The 19,428-nt window shown below is 61.2% G+C and carries 22 protein-coding genes and 1 pseudogene; 10 read left to right on the forward strand and 13 right to left on the reverse strand.

Going from position 1 to position 19,428, the window contains the following annotated elements; translation table 11 throughout:
* Both GL300_RS26300 and GL300_RS23440 read left to right on the forward strand, forming a co-directional pair.
* A partial coding sequence (locus GL300_RS26300; protein ID WP_170297798.1) for a hypothetical protein occupies window positions 1–240 on the forward strand: 240 nt, incomplete at its 5' end.
* A complete protein-coding gene (locus GL300_RS23440) occupies window positions 240–899 on the forward strand; it encodes a hypothetical protein (RefSeq protein ID WP_155042115.1) in 660 nt (219 codons plus the stop codon). The genes GL300_RS26300 and GL300_RS23440, both read left to right, overlap by 1 nt.
* Window positions 900–1,032: 133 nt before the next feature.
* Here the strand turns inward: GL300_RS23440 and GL300_RS23445 are convergent, their stop codons facing one another.
* On the reverse strand, window positions 1,033–1,923 hold the full coding sequence (locus tag GL300_RS23445) for an ArdC family protein (protein WP_155042116.1): 891 nt from the start codon (window positions 1,921–1,923) through the stop codon (window positions 1,033–1,035).
* A 646-nt stretch (window positions 1,924–2,569) separates the two neighbouring features.
* On the opposite strand from GL300_RS23445, the gene GL300_RS23450 reads away from it, so the two are divergent.
* Entirely contained in the window at window positions 2,570–2,818 is a 249-nt protein-coding gene (locus GL300_RS23450; RefSeq protein WP_155042117.1) for a hypothetical protein, read from the forward strand.
* Between the two features lie 80 nt (window positions 2,819–2,898).
* On the opposite strand, the gene GL300_RS23455 is transcribed toward GL300_RS23450, so the two are convergent.
* Both GL300_RS23455 and GL300_RS23460 read right to left on the reverse strand, forming a co-directional pair.
* Window positions 2,899–3,159 (reverse strand): WGR domain-containing protein, encoded by a 261-nt coding sequence (locus GL300_RS23455; RefSeq protein ID WP_155042118.1) that lies wholly within the window; start codon window positions 3,157–3,159, stop codon window positions 2,899–2,901.
* Between the two features lie 280 nt (window positions 3,160–3,439).
* Complete coding sequence (locus GL300_RS23460) at window positions 3,440–3,649, reverse strand: hypothetical protein (RefSeq protein ID WP_155042119.1); 210 nt, start codon at window positions 3,647–3,649, stop codon at window positions 3,440–3,442.
* Between the two features lie 193 nt (window positions 3,650–3,842).
* Between GL300_RS23460 and GL300_RS23465 the strand changes: the two genes are divergently transcribed.
* Window positions 3,843–4,271, forward strand: a complete 429-nt coding sequence (locus GL300_RS23465; RefSeq protein WP_246195378.1) for an ATP-binding cassette domain-containing protein — start codon at window positions 3,843–3,845, stop codon at window positions 4,269–4,271.
* 270 nt (window positions 4,272–4,541) lie between these two features.
* Window positions 4,542–4,736: a DUF1127 domain-containing protein gene (locus GL300_RS23470; protein ID WP_155042120.1), complete on the forward strand. Its 195-nt coding sequence runs from the start codon at window positions 4,542–4,544 to the stop codon at window positions 4,734–4,736.
* 500 nt (window positions 4,737–5,236) lie between these two features.
* Here the strand turns inward: GL300_RS23470 and GL300_RS23475 are convergent, their stop codons facing one another.
* From GL300_RS23475 to GL300_RS23500, 6 genes are all read right to left on the reverse strand, one after another.
* Window positions 5,237–6,328, reverse strand: a complete 1,092-nt coding sequence (locus GL300_RS23475; RefSeq protein ID WP_155042121.1) for a sialidase family protein — start codon at window positions 6,326–6,328, stop codon at window positions 5,237–5,239.
* 55 nt (window positions 6,329–6,383) lie between these two features.
* Window positions 6,384–7,310, reverse strand: coding sequence for a carbohydrate ABC transporter permease (locus GL300_RS23480; RefSeq protein ID WP_155042122.1), 927 nt, complete (start codon window positions 7,308–7,310; stop codon window positions 6,384–6,386).
* The gene (locus tag GL300_RS23485; protein WP_155042123.1) at window positions 7,307–8,197 is read right to left on the reverse strand and encodes a carbohydrate ABC transporter permease; all 891 of its coding nucleotides are present in this window, start codon (window positions 8,195–8,197) and stop codon (window positions 7,307–7,309) included. The genes GL300_RS23480 and GL300_RS23485 overlap by 4 nt, the downstream gene beginning before the upstream one ends.
* Before the next feature lie 10 nt (window positions 8,198–8,207).
* Window positions 8,208–9,491, reverse strand: a complete 1,284-nt coding sequence (locus GL300_RS23490; RefSeq protein WP_155042124.1) for an extracellular solute-binding protein — start codon at window positions 9,489–9,491, stop codon at window positions 8,208–8,210.
* A 26-nt stretch (window positions 9,492–9,517) separates the two neighbouring features.
* A complete protein-coding gene (locus tag GL300_RS23495) occupies window positions 9,518–10,594 on the reverse strand; it encodes an ABC transporter ATP-binding protein (protein ID WP_155042125.1) in 1,077 nt (358 codons plus the stop codon).
* Between the two features lie 91 nt (window positions 10,595–10,685).
* Window positions 10,686–11,363 (reverse strand): GntR family transcriptional regulator, encoded by a 678-nt coding sequence (locus GL300_RS23500; protein WP_155042126.1) that lies wholly within the window; start codon window positions 11,361–11,363, stop codon window positions 10,686–10,688.
* 214 nt (window positions 11,364–11,577) lie between these two features.
* Between GL300_RS23500 and GL300_RS23505 the strand changes: the two genes are divergently transcribed.
* Both GL300_RS23505 and GL300_RS23510 read left to right on the forward strand, forming a co-directional pair.
* A complete protein-coding gene (locus GL300_RS23505) occupies window positions 11,578–12,333 on the forward strand; it encodes a hypothetical protein (RefSeq protein ID WP_155042127.1) in 756 nt (251 codons plus the stop codon).
* A 75-nt stretch (window positions 12,334–12,408) separates the two neighbouring features.
* Window positions 12,409–13,356 (forward strand): dihydrodipicolinate synthase family protein, encoded by a 948-nt coding sequence (locus tag GL300_RS23510; protein WP_211595355.1) that lies wholly within the window; start codon window positions 12,409–12,411, stop codon window positions 13,354–13,356.
* Between the two features lie 44 nt (window positions 13,357–13,400).
* Here the strand turns inward: GL300_RS23510 and GL300_RS23515 are convergent.
* Window positions 13,401–14,563: pseudogene (locus GL300_RS23515) on the reverse strand (transposase).
* Window positions 14,564–14,624: 61 nt separating this feature from the next.
* On the opposite strand from GL300_RS23515, the gene GL300_RS23520 reads away from it, so the two are divergent.
* On the forward strand, window positions 14,625–15,089 hold the full coding sequence (locus tag GL300_RS23520; protein ID WP_246195380.1) for a 3'-5' exonuclease: 465 nt from the start codon (window positions 14,625–14,627) through the stop codon (window positions 15,087–15,089).
* Window positions 15,090–15,214: 125 nt separating this feature from the next.
* Here GL300_RS23520 and GL300_RS27550 read toward each other — a convergent pair whose 3' ends face one another.
* Together GL300_RS27550 and GL300_RS23530 are read right to left on the reverse strand one after the other, a co-directional pair.
* Complete coding sequence (locus tag GL300_RS27550) at window positions 15,215–15,340, reverse strand: GIY-YIG nuclease family protein (RefSeq protein ID WP_211595357.1); 126 nt, start codon at window positions 15,338–15,340, stop codon at window positions 15,215–15,217.
* A 10-nt stretch (window positions 15,341–15,350) separates the two neighbouring features.
* Window positions 15,351–16,289, reverse strand: coding sequence for a LysR family transcriptional regulator (locus GL300_RS23530; protein WP_155042129.1), 939 nt, complete (start codon window positions 16,287–16,289; stop codon window positions 15,351–15,353).
* 105 nt (window positions 16,290–16,394) lie between these two features.
* Between GL300_RS23530 and GL300_RS23535 the strand changes: the two genes are divergently transcribed.
* Together GL300_RS23535 and GL300_RS23540 are read left to right on the forward strand one after the other, a co-directional pair.
* Window positions 16,395–17,138, forward strand: a complete 744-nt coding sequence (locus GL300_RS23535) for a 3-oxoacyl-ACP reductase family protein (protein WP_155042130.1) — start codon at window positions 16,395–16,397, stop codon at window positions 17,136–17,138.
* 20 nt (window positions 17,139–17,158) lie between these two features.
* Entirely contained in the window at window positions 17,159–17,770 is a 612-nt protein-coding gene (locus GL300_RS23540) for an NADPH-dependent F420 reductase (RefSeq protein ID WP_155042131.1), read from the forward strand.
* 263 nt (window positions 17,771–18,033) lie between these two features.
* Here the strand turns inward: GL300_RS23540 and repC are convergent, their stop codons facing one another.
* On the reverse strand, window positions 18,034–19,212 hold the full coding sequence (repC, locus tag GL300_RS23545; protein WP_155042132.1) for a plasmid replication protein RepC: 1,179 nt from the start codon (window positions 19,210–19,212) through the stop codon (window positions 18,034–18,036).
* Window positions 19,213–19,428 lie beyond the last annotated feature (216 nt).

A 19,428-nucleotide genomic window follows, 5' to 3' on the forward strand; every position in this document is an offset into this window, starting at 1 on the left:
CCGCTTTCCCGCTCAGCAGCCGAGCAGGAAATCTATGAGAAGGTGATCCGCAATATGCCGGTCCTGGGTGAGGTGGTGATGAACCGGGCGATGTATACAAGGCTCGACGGCCAGGGCCTACTGGGCGAGATCCGCAGGAGTACCAGGAACCCCGGCGTCGCCAGCCACCTCGGAACGGCGCTGCAGGAAATGGACGAAGTCCTGGCCGAGCTCGACCGCACCATCCGGGAGGAGGCGTAATGGCCAAGCTCAAATTACCGGGCCGGATCTCGGCCCCCGATCCCGGTTTCAGCCGGCGGCTGGAATTCGAGACAGCGACCGGGCCGGAGGAAGACCCAGTACCCTTGCCCCCGGTGCCTGAGACGGGGTGCCCGCCCGAGATCGAGACCGCGACGACAGGCGAAGCTGCCCAAGACCGGCATGCGACCGTGGCAGCGGTCATGGCGAAAGCTGCGCCCAGGCAAAAGCGCGGTGCCGTTTCGCGCCCCGGTGCCATCCCTGCCCCGCCACGCGGGTTGCAGCGTGCAGGCGAGGAGATGGTAACGATCCGGGTACTCTATCGCCTGCCCGACGACTTGGTCGCCCGCGCCGCGATATGGGCCGAGAAGGCGCGCTGCCCGACCGGAACCGTGCTCCGCCGCGCGATGGCGGACCTGCGCCCCGAGCTCGTCGCGGAACTCGAGGCCGCGATCGATTATCGTGAGATCCCGGCCGAGCGGGCCCGGCAATCAGCGCATCGGTTCGACAGCTCCATCACCCTCTCCCGCGCCGCCCATGCCCGGCTTTGCGCCGAGATTGATCCCGAGGGTCTGGCCGGTTTGACCCCGGCGCTGTCGCGCTGGGTCCGGGCCAAGGTGATCGCGCATCTCGAGATCTGGCTCGCCCGCGCGGGCTACTGACCGCGACCGGCGCGCTTCGCGACCGGCGCGAGTCTCATAAACGCAAATCCGGCTCGCCCGGATTTTCTGCTTCCCTGCTGGGGCCCGCCGCTGGACGCGACAGGCCGAAACTTGGCGGGGAGATCGCGGGGCGCTATGCGGCCTCGCCTTGTTCGAACGGCTTGGCCTCTCCGGCGCAACCCAACAGGAAATCTGCCGCTTTCTGCGCCTCGGTCGCGGCCTTGAAGATCAGCCGCTTGTCATCTTGCAGCGCGCGCAGCCAGCTTTCGACATAGGCCGCCGATTGGCCAAAGTCCGGGGTCAGGCCAAGCTGGGCGCAGAGCATGCAATTGCCAATCTCGGCAATCAACTCCTCGAAGGCATACGCCTTGCGCGCGGCAAAACGACCGAGCCGGTCAAGGCGGGTGCCATGGCCAGACCAATGGCAGGCCTCATGCGCCAGCGTCCCGTAAAATCCAGCCGCGTCATAGAAGCTCGAGATCGGCGGCATATGGATAAAATCCGCCTGCGGATCGTAATAGGCCTGCGGCACTGGGGTGATACGGATATCGGCCCCGGTCGCGGCGAAAAAAGCCTCAAGGCGCGGGTCGGGCTCAGTACCGAGATCGCGGGCCGGTTCAGCAGCCGCGGCATAAAACTCCTCGGGCAAACCATCGATCTGATCGGCATTGAAGACGCGATAGCTCTTCAAATAGGGGATGCGCTTCTCGGTCCCGCTGTCCTCGTCCTCACGCGCGAGCGTGCCATATTTGACCACGGTGGCGCTTTTCTCGCCCTTGCGGACCTGACCGCCTGCGGCCTCGGCCTGCCTATAGGTGAACCAATAAGCGCTACCATAGCCTTGCGCCGATGCGGCAAGCCAGAGCATCAGCACATTGATGCCGCGATAGGCCTCGCCATTGCCGCGCAAGGGCATCTGTGCCGCCTTGCCTTCGCCGGTCCAGGGCTTGCGCCATGCCGGGCTGCCCGCCTCAAGACTGGCAATGATGCTGTCGGTCACCTGCTGATAAAGATCGTATGCCATGTTCGGCCCTCCAATGCTGTCGCGGCGTTGGGCCTCTCGCCCCTTCGTCCGCTTTGGGCGGAGCCTTTCCGTCTGTTCTCTGGAAAACCTCCGTGTTTTCCGGAGGGCAGAGCGGGAAGGGCAAAGCCCGGCCCGTGGCCCCGGCACGGGCGGTCATGGGGCGCGGGACCGGGGTGGTGCGGCCCGCAGCGCAGGAGCGCGAGGACACGGCCCGAGCACGCGACGACGCGCGTCGGCGCGGCGCTGGCCCATTGATCCGACCGCGCCGGGGATGCCAGGCGGAAAGTTCTGGATTGGAAAAGACCGCGGTGCGGCGGTGAGCCGGGCCCTGGCCCGGTCGATCCTCCGCCCCGACAATTTCCCGGCTCGGGCCGTGCCGCAGGCGCGGACCTCATTGGATCATGAAAGGATCATCGTTCCCTTCCGCCGCCAATATGGCAGGCACCCAACGGGAGGCGGATGACAAACCCGCCACTCAGGGCTTACGCCCTGCGTGACAGCAGCGAAGACGACGCGCGGGAGCTATTCTCCGCCGCTGACGACGGCGAACTGCCGCGAGAATCCGCCGAGGAACCATAGAGCGGTGGTCTCGTTGCGCTCATACAACTATTGCGTGCCTTCAGAATCATGGAAAGGAAGCCAAGGGATGCAACTCGACAGTCAGGCTCGCGCCAGATTGCTCGCCTCCATCTCCGGTGCTGCGCAATCATTGAACGAACTCAACACCGCATTGCATTCCGCCGACCTTGCCAACCTGCAGGGAAAGGTGGCGGCGATGATGGCCGGTGAGATCATCCTGTTGCGACAGGTCACCGCACAGCTATTCGGGGTCGAGTTGCCGCATGACCTGATCCAGATCAGCGAGGCGCTGGCCCGCATCCCTGAACAAGCTTGATGCAGCGACCACTGCTGCCGACAAGCGCAACCCGCGACGTGTTTGCGCTGCGCTGCGCTGAAACCTGATTGCTCCGCTGCTCAGCTCCGATAGCCGCGCCTGCGCTTGGCGGCGGCAAGCCGCAGCAGCGCATTGATCGCCAGCCCCTCATCGGCATGCGCTTCGCTCCATTGCTGCCCTGGCCTGCCGATCCGCCCCCATTGCCGCACCAGACTGGCGCCGCCGAAGAGATCGGGCTCGACCGCGAGGCGATAGAAGCGCCACATATTGCGCTCGGGATCGATCCGCCGCAGCACCATCTCGCGCGGAAACACATCGATCTGATCTTCAAGATCGCGCATCGACAGCCTGACCTCCAAGCCGGGCCAGAATAGCAGCAGCAGGCATCCCTCGCCAAGATGCTGAACTTTGGGCCTCTCTTACATTTTGGGTGCGATGTAAGCGTCTTCCTGTGGCGACATAGAATGGCCTCGCCATTTACGGGGCCAAGGCGCGCGTCACCACGAAGCCAGGTTCTAGTTTCGTGATCATGGTCACGGCGGCGCGTTTGCGCCGCCGACCGATAAAGGGAATGGCCGGGCCATTGGCCCCGCCGCGTTTCAGGACCCTGCCTTCGGGCAGTCAATTGGCGATACGGCTGGCCTGTTCCTCGGTGACGCCAAGCGCCTCGCGGGTGGCGGGCTCAGAGACGAGACTCTCCAATTGCGCCGCCTTTTCGGATTTCTTGAGCCTGTCGAAAGCCAAGGTGCTCGGCGCATCTGCCGCAATATCCAAGAGCTCGCGCCAGATCTGCGACAGATAGGACCCCGAAACCCGCGAGAAGAAACTCACGGCATTGGGCGTCCAGATCTCGCGGGACCGGGGCTAGGTCTCCTGCACGATCAGCGCGGCCACCTTTTTCTCGCCACGCTGATACTGCGCGGCGAGAAGCGCGTGAGTTCGCCCCGGAAATATGCGCGGCCTTTCTGCCGGAAAGCCCGGAAGCTCTTGCCGAGATCTTTGCCCTACATCGCACGGGCTAGGCTTGAAACGGAAACATAGAAGTTCAAAACACCTCAACCTGCCTTTCGCGCTGCTGGATCAGCATGCGCGGCTGCTCGATTCGGCCCTCACCCTGCGCGACAATTTCCGGCGCCTTAACCCCGTGGCGGATACACATATGGCCCATGCGGCACTGGCCCGCTTCGGATTCCGTGCGGCGGATGCCTTGCGTGACGCGTGCGAATTGAGCGGGGGCGAGCGTTTGCGCGCTGGTCTAGCCTGTGCCCTCGGAGCCACCCCGCCGCCGATGCTTCTGATGCTGGACGAGCCGACCAATCACCTAGATCTGGACAGCATCGCGGCGTTGGAGGCCGCGCTGGCGGGTTATGACGGTGCGGTTCTGGCTATCAGCCCCGACGCAGCATTCCTTGGATCGCTCGCACCAGACAGAACGATTCATCTTGGGAAATGACCGCTTTGTCCGCATCATGATATGTATTCTTTCCTGAAGGTGTCGCGACGAGGCGATGGATCACGCGGCCGTAGTCGATGTCGTGCGGCTTCGGTGCAGGGTTCACGCAGCATGCTGGCCTGTGCGGGAAGCCTGTCACCCGCTCTTGCTACCCGCGCAGAATGCATGGCTGCTTTGCCGATTGAACGACTACTTTCCGTGAGATGCCCGACCTATCTCCCTCTTGTCGCAACATGCCCGATGGATGGGCAAGATGAAAAAGGTGCTAAGATGTCTGCTGTCGAAATGAGCCATAGCCGTGCTGCCGGTGGCTTGGGTCTTGCCTTTTTCCGCGTGACCACGATGGTTTCCGCTTGGAACGACGCCCGCATCACCCGCCGCGAATTGAGCCAGCTGACGGATCGCGAGTTGAGCGATATCGGCCTGACCCGCAGCGATATCGAGCGTGTTGCTCGCAGCGTCTGAAGCAATTCAGATCGATGAACAGACCCCGCGGCGATGCCTCGGGGGTTTTTCATACGCGGGCGATGTAAATCCGAAGCGCGATGCTTGCCATCAACGCTCCGCTCGGTCGCCTTGAGGATGCCGCATGGTCCGAGGCATGCCTTTCCATGGCAAGAAATCCCAAAGGTAGCCTTTTAGCCTCGCCCACTTCGTGGGCGTTAGGTGTTTTGGCGCATAGTTTGCCGGAGTAAGGTGCCAAACCCGGATTTCAGAAGCCTATTCCGATACTCACGCGACCTTGTGCAGTGCCGCCATAAACCCCGGACCATCTGCTTGAGGTAAACTGATGCGAGATATCTTCTCCGGCTGACCTCCCTGCCTGCAGCATTCTTCAGGCGTTGATAGTTACGTACAACGCCTGAACAAGCCGCGACTGAACCTCGCATTAGGCCCCTGCGTCATGTCTGCGCGGGAGCTTTAGATTGCCGAAAGCTTCCGGATTGGCGTGATACTCCAACCTTTCAGATGGAGGTCAGGGACGCGGCGATGAAGCGTTCCTGATCACCACCGTAATTGTAGTAGTAGACCGAGAGCAGTTTGCCCTCATCCGTCACCACGCTGCGGGGATAGCCAAGGTCCGACATGCCGCCATCCTGACGCAGAATGATGTCATCGCTCCAGGTCGCGCCCTCGTCGCTGCTGGTGCGGGCGCGCAAGCCAAAGGGTGCGTCGCGATAGCCAAAGACGACCACCAACCGCCCGTCAGGCAGACGGTTCAGCGTGGGCGGGTTGCCAGCATAGCCAGTATTCGGCACCGGACGGCCGATATAGTCCCAGCTCTTGCCTTGGTCACTGGACAGATAGGCGTCGATCCATGCCTTGCGGTCCGGCCCCTTGCCTGGCGTCGAGCAGCGCACCAGTGTCAGCACCGAGCCATCCGTTCGCCGGATCGAGGCGGGCATGATGCAGAAACCGTCGGGTTCGTCGCCAATATAACCCTCAAAGGTGAAGCTCTGTCCGCCATCGCGGGTGCGGGCGCAAAAGACGCGCCCCTCGCGCCCGTTGGATTTCGTCGCGGTCAGCAGGAAAAGCGCGTCCTGCGGCCCCAATGGCACGATATCCGTGCGTGCAGAAATTCCCGGCTGGCCCAGATTGCCCATTCGCCATGGACCGCGCCATGTCCGTCCACGATCCTGACTGACATAGAACCAGCTTAGCGCATCGCCGAAAAGCCCGGTACGGGCACACATGACCAACGTTTCAGGGTCGGTGAAATCCACCGGATGGTCCAGCGGGCGCAGGTCGCGATCCGCGTCGATGCCGGGCTGTGCCTCAAGCGCGGGGATCACATGCTCATCGCCCGACAGCGTCTGGCTGCCAGGGACGAAGCCGTTGAACCGCTCCAGTGCCCATGTCCGGCCGCCGTCAAGGCTGCGGGCCTGAACGGGGATAAAGGGGCGGGTTTTGTCGCGGGCATGTAGATCTTCGGACGTGCCGCGATAACCATAGGTAAAGACGCAGACTGCCTCTTTGCCCCAGATCCACAAACCGTAGTTGGCAGGCCAAGCAGCGAAATGGTCCTGCTGGCGATAGACTTCGAAATTCTCGATCATGGGAACTCCTTCCGCGCGCGGGGACGGCGCAGGTTTCTTCTGTGGGAGGGTAGGCTCAGCCCTTGACGCCGCTCGACACCGCGCCATCCACGACGTGCCGCTGAGCGAAGAGATAGGCGAGAATGACGGGCGTGGTGATCAACGTGGCCATGGCCATGACGACGTTCCAGCGCGCATCCGGGCCGCTTTGCAAAAGCTGCAACCCAAGCTGCAACGTGGCCATGTCCCGCTGCGAAGTCAGGATCAGCGGCCAGACGAATTCGTTCCATGCGCTCTGAAAGCTCAGGACACCCAGCACGGCCAGCGACGGTTTCGCCAGTGGCAGCAGCACCCGGCGGAAGATGGTGAATGACGAGGCACCGTCCAGACGGGCGGATTCCTCATATTCCATCGGAATGCGGGTAAAGAACTGGCGCATCATAAAGATGCCAAAGGGGGTGGCGGCCGTGGGCAGGATCATGCCCCAATAGGTGTTGAGCAGCCCCGTTCCCCCGGAACCCAACCAGTCATTGCCGCCCGCGAACGGGATTTTCTGCACGATCAGGTAGACTGGTACGATCTGGCTTTGCGCCGGAACCATCAGCAGGCCAACGACCAGCGCAAAGACGATATTGCGGCCGGCGAATTGCATTCGCGCCAGCGCATAGCCCGCCATCGAACAGAAGACGAGGTTCGAGATCGTCGAGCCCCCCGCATAGATCAGGCTGTTGATCAGTTGCCGCCCCGCATCCGGCGCGTTCAATGCATCCCGGTAATTCTGCCATTCAAAGCCGTCGGGTACAAAGCTCAGGGGAAAGCGGAAGATCTCCTGATCGGTCTTGAACGAGGTGGAAACCATCCAAAGGAACGGCATCATCGTCATGATGGCGGCAAAGACGAGCAGCGCATAGCCCACGATCTTCGCTGGACTGTAGCTGCGAAAGGACCGGGCGCGGGCGGCGGCCCGGCGTTCGATGGCGACGTGTTGGGCAAGAGCGGTCATCCGTCCTTCCTCTTCATGATGCGCGTCCCGATCAGGGAAAAGGCAAGGATGGTCAGGAACAGCACCGTGGACATCGCCGCGCCATAGCCGAATTCGGTATGGGCGAAGGCGGTCTGATACATCTGGTAGACGACGGTCTCGGTCGATCCCAGCGGGCCACCCTGCGTCATCACATAAATCGCTCCGAAGACCTGAAAGGTCTGCACGATCAGGATGATCAGCAGATAGAAGGTGACCGAGGACAGCATTGGCACGGTGATGCGGAAGAAAATCTTGTGCGGGGGCGCGCCATCCAGACGCGCCGCCTCATAGACATCGTTGGGGATGTCCTGCAGACCGGCCAGATAGATGATCATCGCCGTGCCAAAATCCCGCCAGATCGCCATGACGATCAGCGAGTTGAGCGCCAGCGAGGGGTCTTGCAACCACGGGCGCGGCGTTAGCCCCAGCCCTGCCAGAGCGTTGTTCAGCGGCCCGGCATACGGCTCATAAAGATAGGCCCAGACCACGGCGGCGGCGATGAGCGAGGTCAGCACCGGTAGGTAAAAGATGGTGCGGAACGCGATCCGTCCCGGCACCTTGCGGTTCAGCGCGACCGCCGCCAGCATCCCTAGCGCCATCGTCGGGAAGGTGACGCCGAGCGTGTAATGGATCGTGTTCGCCACTGCCTGACCAAACTTTTCATCGGCCAGAAGTTTGATGTAATTGTCGAACCCCACCCAATTCGTCGGGTGCAGGAAAGAGACATCGGTGAAGCTCATCACCAGTGTCGCCGCTGCGGGCAGCAGCAGCGACATGAACAGGATGACCAACGCCGGGGCCAGAAAGGCATAGGCGCTCCAGTTCTGCTGGAAGCTGACTTCCTTTGGCTTTTGCTCGAACGCCATGCCCTTGCCCTCAGCTTCGCTTCAACAGCAGCGACGCAACCTCGTCCGAGGCGGCTTTCAGCGCGGTTTCCGGCGTGCTCTTGCCATAGACCACCTCTTGGACACCACGCGCGACGAGTGTCATCATCCGCGAGAAGACCGGCGTCGCCGGCGCGGTCGGCGGCGCATAGCTGGCGGTTTCCACAAATTTCGCCAAATATTTATCTGCCTGCACGGCTGCATCCTGCTGCGCGGCTTTCAGAGCCGGCACGTTTTTCGATGCAAGCGCAAAGGCCACTTGATTTTCGGGCGAGATTGCGAATTCGATGAATTTCATCGCCGCGGCCTCATTCTCGGCCCCTGCGCGCACGCCAAAGCAGAAGGGATCGACCAGCGACGTGAAGCCGCCGTTTTCCTTCGGAATCGGCAGCACGTCAAAGTCGATGCCACCCTTCAGCGCGTTGTTGGTGGAATAGTTCCCCGCAATCGTCAGGGCCGAGCGGCCTTGGTTGAAGGGGTTGGACATCCCGCCCGGCCCGAAAGCAAAGCCCGGATCGGTCGCCTTGTCTTCATACACTAGCTGCTGGATGAAGGTGAGCGCCTTGACCCCCTCAGGTCCAGCAAAACTGGCCGAGGTGAGATCCGCAGACAGGAGCGAGCCGCCCGCGCCCTGCAGAAGCAGGGTGAAAAGCTCGAACGCCTCAAGGTCGTTCTGGAAAAGCTGGAACCCTGCGGCCTGCAGCATCGGGCCATTGCGCTTGGTCGCGGCCTTAGCCCATTGGCGTAGCTCCGCCCAGTTCTTCGGGCCGATATCCGGGTTCAGCCCCGCCTCGGAGAGCAGCTTGCGGTTCAGGCCAAGCCCACGCGACGTGCCATAGAGCGGCATCGAGAAAAGCGTATCGCCCTGGCGGCCATAGGCCAAAAGCGAAGGATCATAGGCCGCGACGTCGACACCCGACAGCCCCTTGCCCAGATCGGCCAGCTTGCCACCGCTCGCATAGATTAGGTTGTAGTCCCAGTGCTGCACGATCAGGTCTGGCCCGGTATTGCCGTTGATCGCGGTTAGCATCTTTTCGTTCAGCTGCGACGGTTCGGCATAGAGGCTGGACGACAGCGTGATCTCGGGATGAGCGGCGGTGAAGGCTTTTTCTAGTTCTTCGCCCGCAGTCTTCTTGGACCCAGCAAGCTGGGACCAGAAGATCAGTTGCTGATCGGCGGCCAGCGCCCGCCCCGAGGCGGACATCAGGATCGGCATCGCGGCAAGACCCGCGACAGTGCCGGACAGAAACTTGCGGCGTGTGGTGTGTTTGGTCATCGTATCCTCCCCCTTGGATGACGGTGTCAGGCTTTCGCGACTGTTAGGCCGCTTTCGTCAAAGACATGGATGCGGTCGGCCTTGCATCCGACGGTGATCGCCTCGCCCTGCGTCAAGGGGCGGTCGCCCGACAGCACGCAGGTAAAGTTCTGGTCGTCGATCCGGGCATGAACCATGGTCTGCGCGCCCAGACGCTCGACGTTGTGGGGCATGATCCGGGCGGTGAACCCGCCCTCGGCCACGTCCGAGCCGAGATGTTCCGGCCTGATGCCCAGCGTCACCGCCACCCCCTCGGCCAGCTTGCGCCCGAGCCGCGGCATGACCACCTGCCCCACCCCCGCCACGTCGAAGGCACCATTGCCCAGCACCCGCGCTGCCAGCATGTTCATGGGCGGGCTGCCGATAAAGCCTCCGACAAAGCGGTTGGCCGGATAGTGGTAAAGATCCATCGGTGTGCCGACCTGTTCGACCTTGCCGCCGTTCAGCACCACGATCCGGTCGGCCATGGTCATGGCTTCGAGCTGGTCATGGGTGACATAGACCATTGTCGCGCCCAGGGTCTTGTGAAGTTGGGTAAGTTCGGAGCGCATCTCGATCCTGAGCGCGGCGTCAAGGTTCGACAGCGGCTCGTCCATGAGGAAGATGTCGGGCTTGCGTACGATGGCGCGGGCGATGGCCACACGCTGACGCTGACCGCCGGACAGTTTCGCGGGGCGATCCTTTAGCCGCGTGGTCAACTGAACGGTATTGGCGGCCCGTTCGACCTGCTGACGGATATCGGCCTTGGCGCGCTTTTCCATCTGCAGGGGAAAGGCGATATTGTCGAAAACCGTCATGTGCGGATAAAGCGCATAGGACTGAAAGACCATCGCCACGCTACGGGTGCCAGCCGGGCGGCGGGTGACATCATCCGCCCCGATGCGGATGGCGCCGTCGCTGATGGGATCAAGCCCCGCGATCAACCGCAATAGCGTGGATTTGCCGCAACCCGACGGGCCGACGAAAACGGCGAACTCGCCATCCTCGATCGCCAGCGAGACGTTCTGGATCGCGTCGAACGCGCCGTAGCTCTTGGACACGTTGGCAAGCTCAAGGCGGGCCAAATTCTCTCCTCCCTCATTCGGGCGCGACCCGGTCCTGTCCGGATCGCGCAAATTCTCCTTGATCCGCGCGCAGCCCCCTCAGCCGCGCGCCTCAGAATTCGATCGCGCGTTCGCGCGCGTTGACGATGTGCTGTTCCATCGCCTCGACCGCCTTTTGCGGATCGCGTGCAATGACTGCGTCAATGATTGCGAAATGATCGGCAAAGGCGAATGGCAGCACATGCTGCGACAAAGTCACGCGGTCCAGCTTGATCAGCCGCATCCGCACCGCATTTGCCGCATAGATCTGAATTATAAGGTCGTTCTGCGTCGCCTCGACCAACAGGCGATGAAACCCGTCATCGACCCTCTGCCCGCGCTCGAACATGTCGGGCGAAGGCTGGTTCACAACCTCGTCCAGAATTGATTGGTGAAGGGCGCGCTGTTCCAGCAGCACTGCGTCAGGCATCCGGCGAACGGCGGTCAAAACCGCCTCACGCTCAAGCGCCATACGCAACTGAAAGGCATCGCGGACCATCTGAAGGTCGATCTGAGTAATCTGGATGCCCCGTTGCGGCATCACGATCAACAGATGCTCGGCCTGCAGGCGGGGCAGCAATTCGCGTAGAGCACCAATGGAAAGCCCCAGCAGATCGACCAACTCGCGCTGCGAAACGAACTGACCCGGCCGCAGCCTGCCATCAAAGAGCGCCTCGCGGAACATCTCGTACGCAACCTCCTTGACCGAGCGAGGCTCGGTCCGAATGGCCGTCTGGATTCCACTACTCATTCCCGCACCGCCGCCATCGGGGCCACATGGCCGCCCGTCAACATGAACCTGAAGGTCAAATATGCGCCCGCCCGGCCATCCGTGGACGGCGCAGGGATGTGCAGTGCCTCCCTTTTAACTGATACAATCAGTTGTCGAATAACCAGTCAAGTGACTTATTTACAAGCGATCCGATATTGGGCATGCTTGCGCTAGTTCACACCGGAGAAAACAGGTGGATCTCGGAAATCCAACGCCATATCAACTTCTTGCAACTGCGATCACGCGGGCGATCAATGATTCCGACCGCATTGATGAACCATCGCTGCCCGAGATCACCGACCTGCAGGGATATGAGGCGCAGGCGCTTTCCTTTGCGGCACTGGGCCAACCGCGCGCCGGTTCCAAGTTAGCGCTGAAGACCGAGGCGGTCGCCGCCCCGCTGCTGTGGACCAACCGCGGCACGGAACAGGCCTATCTTCCGGGCCTTGCGATAGAGGTGGAATTCGCGTTGCAACTCGAACGCGATCTGCCCCTTGGAGCCAGGGTGACCCGCGCCGATATCCTCGATGCGATCGGCAGCGTCTCGCTGGGAGTGGAACTGATCCGCAGCCGCTATAAGACCGGCAGCAGCCGCGTCCTTGGCATGGCGCTTGCGGATTTCTTTGCCAATGTTGGCTATGTTCTCGGCCCGACGCTTTCCAAAAGCGTGCTCGAGCCGAACGCCGTAACCCCACTGCGCCTGACCGCCGCAGGGGTGACGCTGGCCGAAGGCCCGGCACGCCATGCCGATACCGATCCGCTGAAGGTGCTGGTCGATGCCGCCGCACGCGCCACGCTCCCCGATGCGCGGGCGATCCTTTCCGCGGGGCAAGTTCTGACCACCGGCTCGCTTTGCGGCATCGTGACACTGCCCAGGCCCGGTGCCGTCACGATCGAACTGGGTGGCCAAGTCCTTACCGTCAACTTCCGGGAACTGGGCACGGCCTGATCCCGGCGCGACATGAATGACAGACAGATCGGGCAAGTGCCCGCGGCACCAATCAGGATGAGATAGGAAATGCCAGTGACTGACAAGGATACGGCGGATCGTCACACGGGCGTCTGGCCCGTCATGCTCACCCCCTTTACCGAGGACCTCGAGATCGACTGGTCCTCGCTCGAAAATCTGATCGACTGGTATATCTCGGCGGGCGTCCACGGCCTCTTCGCCAACTGCCAGTCGAGCGAGATGTTTTTTCTCAGTGATATCGAGTCGCTGAAGCTCACCCGCTTCGTGATGGATCATGTGGATGGCCGCGTACCGGTCGTGGCCTCGGGTCACACGGCCTCATCCCCTAACCATCAGGTCGAGCAGCTTCAGGCCACGGCGGAAACCGGCGTCGACAGCGTCATCCTGATCTCGAACCGGCTTGCCAGCGCGGATGAGCCCGAGGTGGTGTTGTTGGAACGTCTGGCCACGTTGACCGAGCGGATACCGGAATCGGTTGGCATCGGTATCTACGAGTGCCCCTATCCCTACAAGCGCCTGCTTACTGACGGGGTCGTGCGCTGGTCAGCGCAGTCGGGTCGCTACACGTTTCTCAAGGACACCTGCTGCAACCTCGACACGCTTCGACGCCGCGCGGAGATCGTAAAAGGCACGCGGATGCATATCGCAAATGCGAACGCCCAGACCCTGCTGCCAAGCCTCAAAGCCGGCTGCCACGGCTATTCCGGCGTGATGGCGAATTTTCACCCCGCGCTTTATGTTTGGTTGACTGAAAACTGGCAGGCAGAGCCGGAAAAGGCAGAGGTACTGCAACAATACCTGTCTACTGCGGCGCTTATTGAGTCGCTGGACTACCCGGTTTGCGCCAAGGACTTTCAACGCTCTATCGGCAATTTCACGAGCGACAAGAGCCGCACACGCCCGGTCGGATCCTATTACGCGGGGCATTATTCTGCGACGATGCAGCAGATGGTGGCACTTGGCGACGCGCTGAAATCGCGCCTTTCGCTGTCGGCGGCCTGAACGCGTCTTGCGATTATGGGCGAAGTGCAAGGCGGGTTTTACCCCTAGTCTCTCAACTCCTCGCCCATGATGGGGATTCCTATTTCGGGTGTGTCGCGCGTGAGCATCGGCTCGAGAGGCTGAGAGAGGGTTTCCCAGCTATAGGCCTTCCGCATTTGGATCTGGCCTGAGGCGAGGAGCGCCCAGAGCAGCATCGGCACGGTTTCTGTGCAGGGCAGGACGATCTGGGTCTTGATCCGGCGCCGGAATTCTTCGTTCAGACGCTCGATGGCATCTGTGGTCCGCGGACTTCCATTGTGAGGGATCGAGGCGGGTGAAGCTGAAAAGCCGGTCGCCCGCTTCCTCGAGGCTGTCGGCAACGGGGCGGTACTTCAGCTTGCATTTGCGCAGTAAGGCCTTGCGTCGCTTCTCGATCTCGGCGGCGGTATCGGCGTAGATCATGTCACGATAGTCTTCGCTCAGCTCGTAATGCAGGCGCTTGGGCGCATGGCCGAGCAGTTTCGATGCTTGTGAACCGTGCAGCGCTGGATGGCTAGATCCTCGCCCCAGAGCGCAACGAGGGCGGATTCAAGGCCCGGAGCGCCATCGACGATCACGAATTCGGGATGCCGCAGACCCCGGGCATCCAGATCGGTCAGGAACTGACCCCAGGCAGCCGTGCTTTCGCCGCCCATGTTTTTAATCGAGATCAGCACCTACTGCCCGTCGCGGCGAATGCCGATCGCGGCCAGATCACGAGTGGACCAGGCGTTCCAATCGACCTTCACCTTACGCCAGACTCGGCACACCACATCCTTGCTTACGGCACCTTCAAAAAGGCCGAAGAGCGCGCTAGACTCGACGTATAATTGGTCCCCGCCAGGTAGACCGCCGCAATCAGGATCTCGGCCTTCCTGGTCAGCCGCTGGTAGCGCGGCAGCGCCTTCGAGCACCATTCGGTGACTTGGCCCGCCTCGTCCGCGATCCGGGCGCGTGGCACGCGAACGGTCTCGGTGCCGAATGTGCCGGTCAGCTGCCGATCGAGGTATCCCTTGGCCTTCTCCTCGCCGCGGCCGTAGCGAAGCCGGCCAAGAAATTCGGCAAGCTCCTCATCGAACTTGGCTTCGATGGTGGCTCGGACATTCGCCCGCAGTCGGTCCTCGATCGGATCATAATCTGTCGTCTCAAGCAATGGCGCAGAGCGCAAGTAGTCGTTAATCTCGTTCATGGCATGATCTCATTGGCGGTTGCAGCCGCCGTTTGGGTGGGTGTTAGTTCATCCGGAGATTATGCCGCCTTCGACCGGCGCTGAGGCCGGCGTGCCACTGAAAGACGAAAATTATCTGATCCACTCAACCATCCATTCTGCCAAGGGGCAGGAATGGAAGGCGGTCTTCGTGCTGAACGTGGTCGACGGCTGCATCCCCTCGGATCTCGGGACTGGGCAGACCGCCGATCTCGAAGAAGAGCGGCGTCTTCTCTATGTCGCCATGACTCGGGCTAAAGACCAACTGACCTTGGGCGTGCCGTTACGCTTCTATGTCACGCACAGGCCAAACGCGGCGTCCGGCATCTCTTCGCCGCCCGCACCCGTTTTATCACCAGCGACATGCTGGAGCATTTCGTCGTCACGCGATGGGCCCCGCCACACGCGACCGAGGCCGCTGCCCCTGCCCCCGGCCGCGTCGATATCCGTGCCAGTATGCGGGATATGTGGGGGTGATGGCCCCTGCCCTTTTCAGCTGAAGCCGTGAGCCCATCGGGCCAACTCCCGGCGCAGTCGCCGGTCTCGCTTCAGGTGCCATTCCCGGCTCATCGCCTCGTTCCGCGTTGGCAAGCGCTCGGCGTAGATCAGGATCCATCTTCGCCCTCGCGTTGATTAGGCTCCGAGCGCTGTGCCGGAATTGTGCTCCGCCAGCCGTCGATTCAGGTCCAGAGTCCAACCCACATAAGTCCGACAACCGTCGCTGGCTTGGCAACCGAGAATATAGGCATAGGCCGTCATCCCCCCTGCCCTACCCTACTGAAGCGAGACTGCCGGCGAAGCGCTCGGCCAGTTGCTCACGGCTAAACGTCTCGGCGACGAGATCGACAAAGACGCGGGTCTTTGCCGGCAGCAAGGTCCGTGAGGCGTAGTACAGCGAGATCGCCCCGGCATCGGCATACCAGTGCGGCAGCAACCGGATCAGGCTGCCGTTCTCCAACTCACGCAGCACATCGGACACAGCCAGCAGCGCCACGCCAAGGCCCAGCTTTGCCGCCTCGCGCATGGCGGCGGGATCATTGACGATGATGGTGTCGGGAAGTGGTGCCGCCTTCTCTGTCCCAGCCACATTCCGCATCACCCATTGCCGCACCCTACCCGTCCGCAGCGAGCGCATCGCTATCCCCTCCATTCGCGACAGATCCTCGGGGTCACTTGGAGGGGTGCGACCGGCCATGTATCCCGGCGCGGCAACCGCGATAATATGCGCGGGCGCAAGAGTGCGGGCAACGATCCCGGGCGTTAGATCAAACCCCGCGCCGATGGCCACGTCATAGCCTTCGGCAGCGAGATCGACATGACGGTTCTCGAAATGCCATTCCGGCCGGATCAGCGGGTGGCGGCGCTTCAGTTCTGGCAGCAGCGGCAGAATGAATTCTGCACCAAATGTCGGGCTCAGGCTGACCTTCAGCACCCCTGCCGGCTCGGAGGCCCCGGAGGAGACATCGGCAATCGCCGTCTGCAATGCGTCGAGATTGCCGCCGATCGATTGCAAGAACCTTTCCCCCGCCTCGGTCAGAACCAGTTTGCGGGTAGAGCGCTGGAACAGTCGCACACCCAGATTGCGCTCCAGCATCGCGACATTGCGGCTGACGGCGGCCGGGGTTAGAGACAAGCGTCGCGCCGCTTCCGAGAAACTCGCGGATTCAGCGCTTTTGACGAAGCTTTCCAGATTGGCGAGGGTTTCCATCATACCTTCAACGATCACTTGAAGCCGAGACAAATCATTACCGGCTAATTTGAGATAAGCAACAGGCGCATCTTCACCGCATCGAAACCCGATGGAGTGAAGACCATGACCCTCACCCTTGCTGGAAAGACTGCCCTCGTCACCGGCAGCTCGCGCTCGATTGGCGCGGCGATTGCGAAAAGACTGACTGCCGACGGCGCGGCGGTCGCCCTGACCTATAGCGCCTCGCCCGAGCGCGCCGCGGAGGTCGTCGCCGAGATCGAAGCCGAGGGCGGCAGAGCGCTGGCCATCGCTGCGGATGCGGGCGATCCCGAGGCCGTCCGCGCTGCCGTGACCCGGACGATTGAGACCTTCGGCAGCATCGACATTCTCGTGAACAACGCTGGTCTCGGCCTTGGCGGTCCGATCGAGGAACTCCCTTTCGAGACCGATCAGCGCATGATCGCAGTCAATGTCACTGGAATCTTCGTCGCGACCCAAGAGGCCGCGCGGCACATGAAACCCGGCGGGCGGATTATCCGGATCGGCTCGTCAATGACCCGCTACGCGGCCTTTCCGACCGCCTCGCTTTACACCCTGACCAAGGGCGCGATCACCGGCTTCAACCGCAGCCTTGTCCGGGATCTGGGACCGAAGGGAATTACTGTCAACACTGTGCATCCCGGGCCCACCGATACCGACATGAACCCGGCCGATGGTCCTGTCGCCAAGATCGTAGGTCCCGGCATTGCGATCGGCCGCTACGGCCAACCATCCGAGATTGCCAATGTCGTCGCCTTCCTTGCCAGCCCCGAGGCGGCCTTCGTCACCGGTGCCGAAATCGTCGCCGATGGCGGGCTGACCGCATGAACCGCAACAGGAGTGAAACCATGAACAGCATCGGCATTATCGGCGCAGGCAATATCGGCTGCGCCTTCGCCACCGCCCTCGCCCGCAACGATATTCGTGCGACCCTGTCGAACAGTCGCGGCCCCGAAAGCCTGCGCGATGTGGTCGCCAGTCTTGGCCCCAGCATCGAGGCAGGCACCCGCCAGAAAGCTGCCTCGAAGAATATCGTCTTCGGCGCAGTGAACTGGTCGAAGCTTCCTGCTTCGCTGAAGGGCCTGCCGGATTTTGGCGGGCGCATCGTGATCGACGCGAACAACCCGATCGAAGCACCGCTTTTCAAGCCAGCGGAACTGGGAGGCCGACTGTCGACTGAGGTCTTTGCGGATCTCGTGCCCGGTGCAAAGGTGGTCAAGGCATTCAATCATCTGCCGCCGGAACTGCTCTCAAGTGATCCCCGGTCAGAGGGCGGTCGGCGCGTTCTGTTTTATTCCGGCGACGACGCGCGATCCAAGTCTGCGATTGGCGCATTGATCGAACGCCTTGGTTTTGCCGGTTATGATCTGGGTCGGATCTCTATGGGCGGCCTGCTGGCTCAGTTCACTGGCGGCCCACTGCCTGCGCTCAATCTCCTCCGGTTCAATCAACTTGGTTAAGAGTAGAGGTAGTACAGCGTTGGCCCTTTAAGTTAGAGAGCGGGCCTACATGGCTGCATCACCAGGAAACGAAGGAAATATGTCTCAGCATGTATAGGATGTATCGAGAGACATGTTGTAGGAGCAGGATAGCGCTGGCCAGCCAGGTTTTCACGTCAGCGATTTACCGGGCTGTACCCCTGGATCTCCTGTTGGCGGGATTGCGGCTCAAATGTTTACCCCGGTAAACATGATCAAGAAAACATCTGCTCTCTCCAGATTGTTTACCGAGGTATACATCTCGTGGTACCATAATGATGCTGTGGACCGGTAACGCGACCAGCGAGCGAGCGGAACATCGTGATGAGATTAAGATCGTTTCGTTGAAACCTCTGCGCGAGGCTGTTCAGGTATCCAGATGGATTTCTGATATGGCCAATCGCCTCGATGATCCCAAGGATTGCAAGAGTAAATCCATATCTACCAAGTTGCATTTGGCTGTACTGAAGTACTCTGGGCTCAATTCCTACGGATGGAGCGAGTTGCGCGGCTACAGCTGCCAGTTCATCCCAGCTTTCAGGGTGAAAGCCGCATAGCTCTGTGGCGGTACGGGCGAGAGTAATGCATTCACGAACGGTGATGTCGTCGTCATAAGCTGATTTTTCAACCAAAGTGGTTGGCTGGCTTTGCTGCCTGTTGTCTTGGCTAACAGATTCATAGTTTTCTTTTATCTGACTCTGAATATGTCGGTCAGTTTGACTGTCGCTGCCGGACATTTCGTTCGTATTTGAGGGCAGGGACGAGTTGGAATTCGCTAGGTGCTCAATTGCAGCCGTTTCGAGCTGAGCGAAAATTTCGCGAAGTTCGGTGCTATCGATCGAGCGTCGGAGTGAGAGGCGTGCGGTTTCGCGGAGGTGCTCCGAGCCTGTGGTCGGGTTCCGAAAAAGGATATCCCGAATTTGGGAGCGTAGTACTCTTATGAGCGCATCCTCGCGGCGGCATTCCTCTGCCAGAGCTTCCAAATGCGATCGGATATGAAAGATCGGCGAGAGGTCGATCCCGTACGCGAGAACGCTTTGCGCATCATGATCTTTTACCTGATATCGCTTTCCGTTGGGGCTGGAGCGCCGCATTAGGAGCCCGCATGATTGTAGATGTACCAGACGCCGCCGTAAGGTTCGTTCGTCGATGCCGTCACAGCGTTCGATGAGCACTCGGTTGGATGCATAGACCATCATCTGATCATGATTTGGATCTGGCCGAAGAAGCGACAGAAGCCCGCGGAGAACCATGATATCCCGGTCACGCAGATTCAGGTGACGCCTACAAGTCCTTGCGAGATCAAGTAGGGACCAGCGTGCGTCTTTCGGCGCGTCGCCAACTGTGGCGGAGTGATGTTTGCGCGACGCCAAGGCCTGGCGCCCGGCATGCATAGGGATGGGCGATGTCACGGATTGTTGCATGATTCGTTCAAGCGGAACGTTCAGGCACTCTCAAAGGGACCGTTCACGGCCAGAATTCGCGACTATTCTGCGACTTTTCTCTGTAAGAGCAGACAAAAGCAATCGGATCACCGACCTGCGATGTTGCGTGCGATTCGGGCCTGCGCTAAATTGCTCGAGCTAGAAGATGAGCATTCTCAGGGTTGGCGCCCTGTGTTTTGCGCGGGCCTTCCGGGT

Source organism: Paracoccus litorisediminis (assembly GCF_009711205.1).
In the GTDB taxonomy this organism is placed as follows: domain Bacteria; phylum Pseudomonadota; class Alphaproteobacteria; order Rhodobacterales; family Rhodobacteraceae; genus Paracoccus; species Paracoccus litorisediminis.

Excerpts from the sequence above, each read along its gene's own strand:
- GL300_RS23440 (WP_155042115.1), top strand. The coding sequence starts at position 240 with ATGGCCAAGCTCAAATTACCGGGCCGGATCTCGGCCCCCGATCCCGGT.
- GL300_RS23445 (WP_155042116.1), bottom strand. The coding sequence starts at position 1,923 with ATGGCATACGATCTTTATCAGCAGGTGACCGACAGCATCATTGCCAGT.
- GL300_RS23450 (WP_155042117.1), top strand. The coding sequence starts at position 2,570 with ATGCAACTCGACAGTCAGGCTCGCGCCAGATTGCTCGCCTCCATCTCC.
- GL300_RS23455 (WP_155042118.1), bottom strand. The coding sequence starts at position 3,159 with ATGCGCGATCTTGAAGATCAGATCGATGTGTTTCCGCGCGAGATGGTG.
- GL300_RS23470 (WP_155042120.1), top strand. The coding sequence starts at position 4,542 with ATGTCTGCTGTCGAAATGAGCCATAGCCGTGCTGCCGGTGGCTTGGGT.
- GL300_RS23475 (WP_155042121.1), bottom strand. The coding sequence starts at position 6,328 with ATGATCGAGAATTTCGAAGTCTATCGCCAGCAGGACCATTTCGCTGCT.
- GL300_RS23480 (WP_155042122.1), bottom strand. The coding sequence starts at position 7,310 with ATGACCGCTCTTGCCCAACACGTCGCCATCGAACGCCGGGCCGCCGCC.
- GL300_RS23485 (WP_155042123.1), bottom strand. The coding sequence starts at position 8,197 with ATGGCGTTCGAGCAAAAGCCAAAGGAAGTCAGCTTCCAGCAGAACTGG.
- GL300_RS23490 (WP_155042124.1), bottom strand. The coding sequence starts at position 9,491 with ATGACCAAACACACCACACGCCGCAAGTTTCTGTCCGGCACTGTCGCG.
- GL300_RS23500 (WP_155042126.1), bottom strand. The coding sequence starts at position 11,363 with ATGAGTAGTGGAATCCAGACGGCCATTCGGACCGAGCCTCGCTCGGTC.
- GL300_RS23520 (WP_246195380.1), top strand. The coding sequence starts at position 14,625 with ATGCCGCCTTCGACCGGCGCTGAGGCCGGCGTGCCACTGAAAGACGAA.
- GL300_RS27550 (WP_211595357.1), bottom strand. The coding sequence starts at position 15,340 with ATGACGGCCTATGCCTATATTCTCGGTTGCCAAGCCAGCGACGGTTGT.
- GL300_RS23530 (WP_155042129.1), bottom strand. The coding sequence starts at position 16,289 with ATGGAAACCCTCGCCAATCTGGAAAGCTTCGTCAAAAGCGCTGAATCC.
- GL300_RS23535 (WP_155042130.1), top strand. The coding sequence starts at position 16,395 with ATGACCCTCACCCTTGCTGGAAAGACTGCCCTCGTCACCGGCAGCTCG.
- GL300_RS23540 (WP_155042131.1), top strand. The coding sequence starts at position 17,159 with ATGAACAGCATCGGCATTATCGGCGCAGGCAATATCGGCTGCGCCTTC.
- repC (WP_155042132.1), bottom strand. The coding sequence starts at position 19,212 with ATGCAACAATCCGTGACATCGCCCATCCCTATGCATGCCGGGCGCCAG.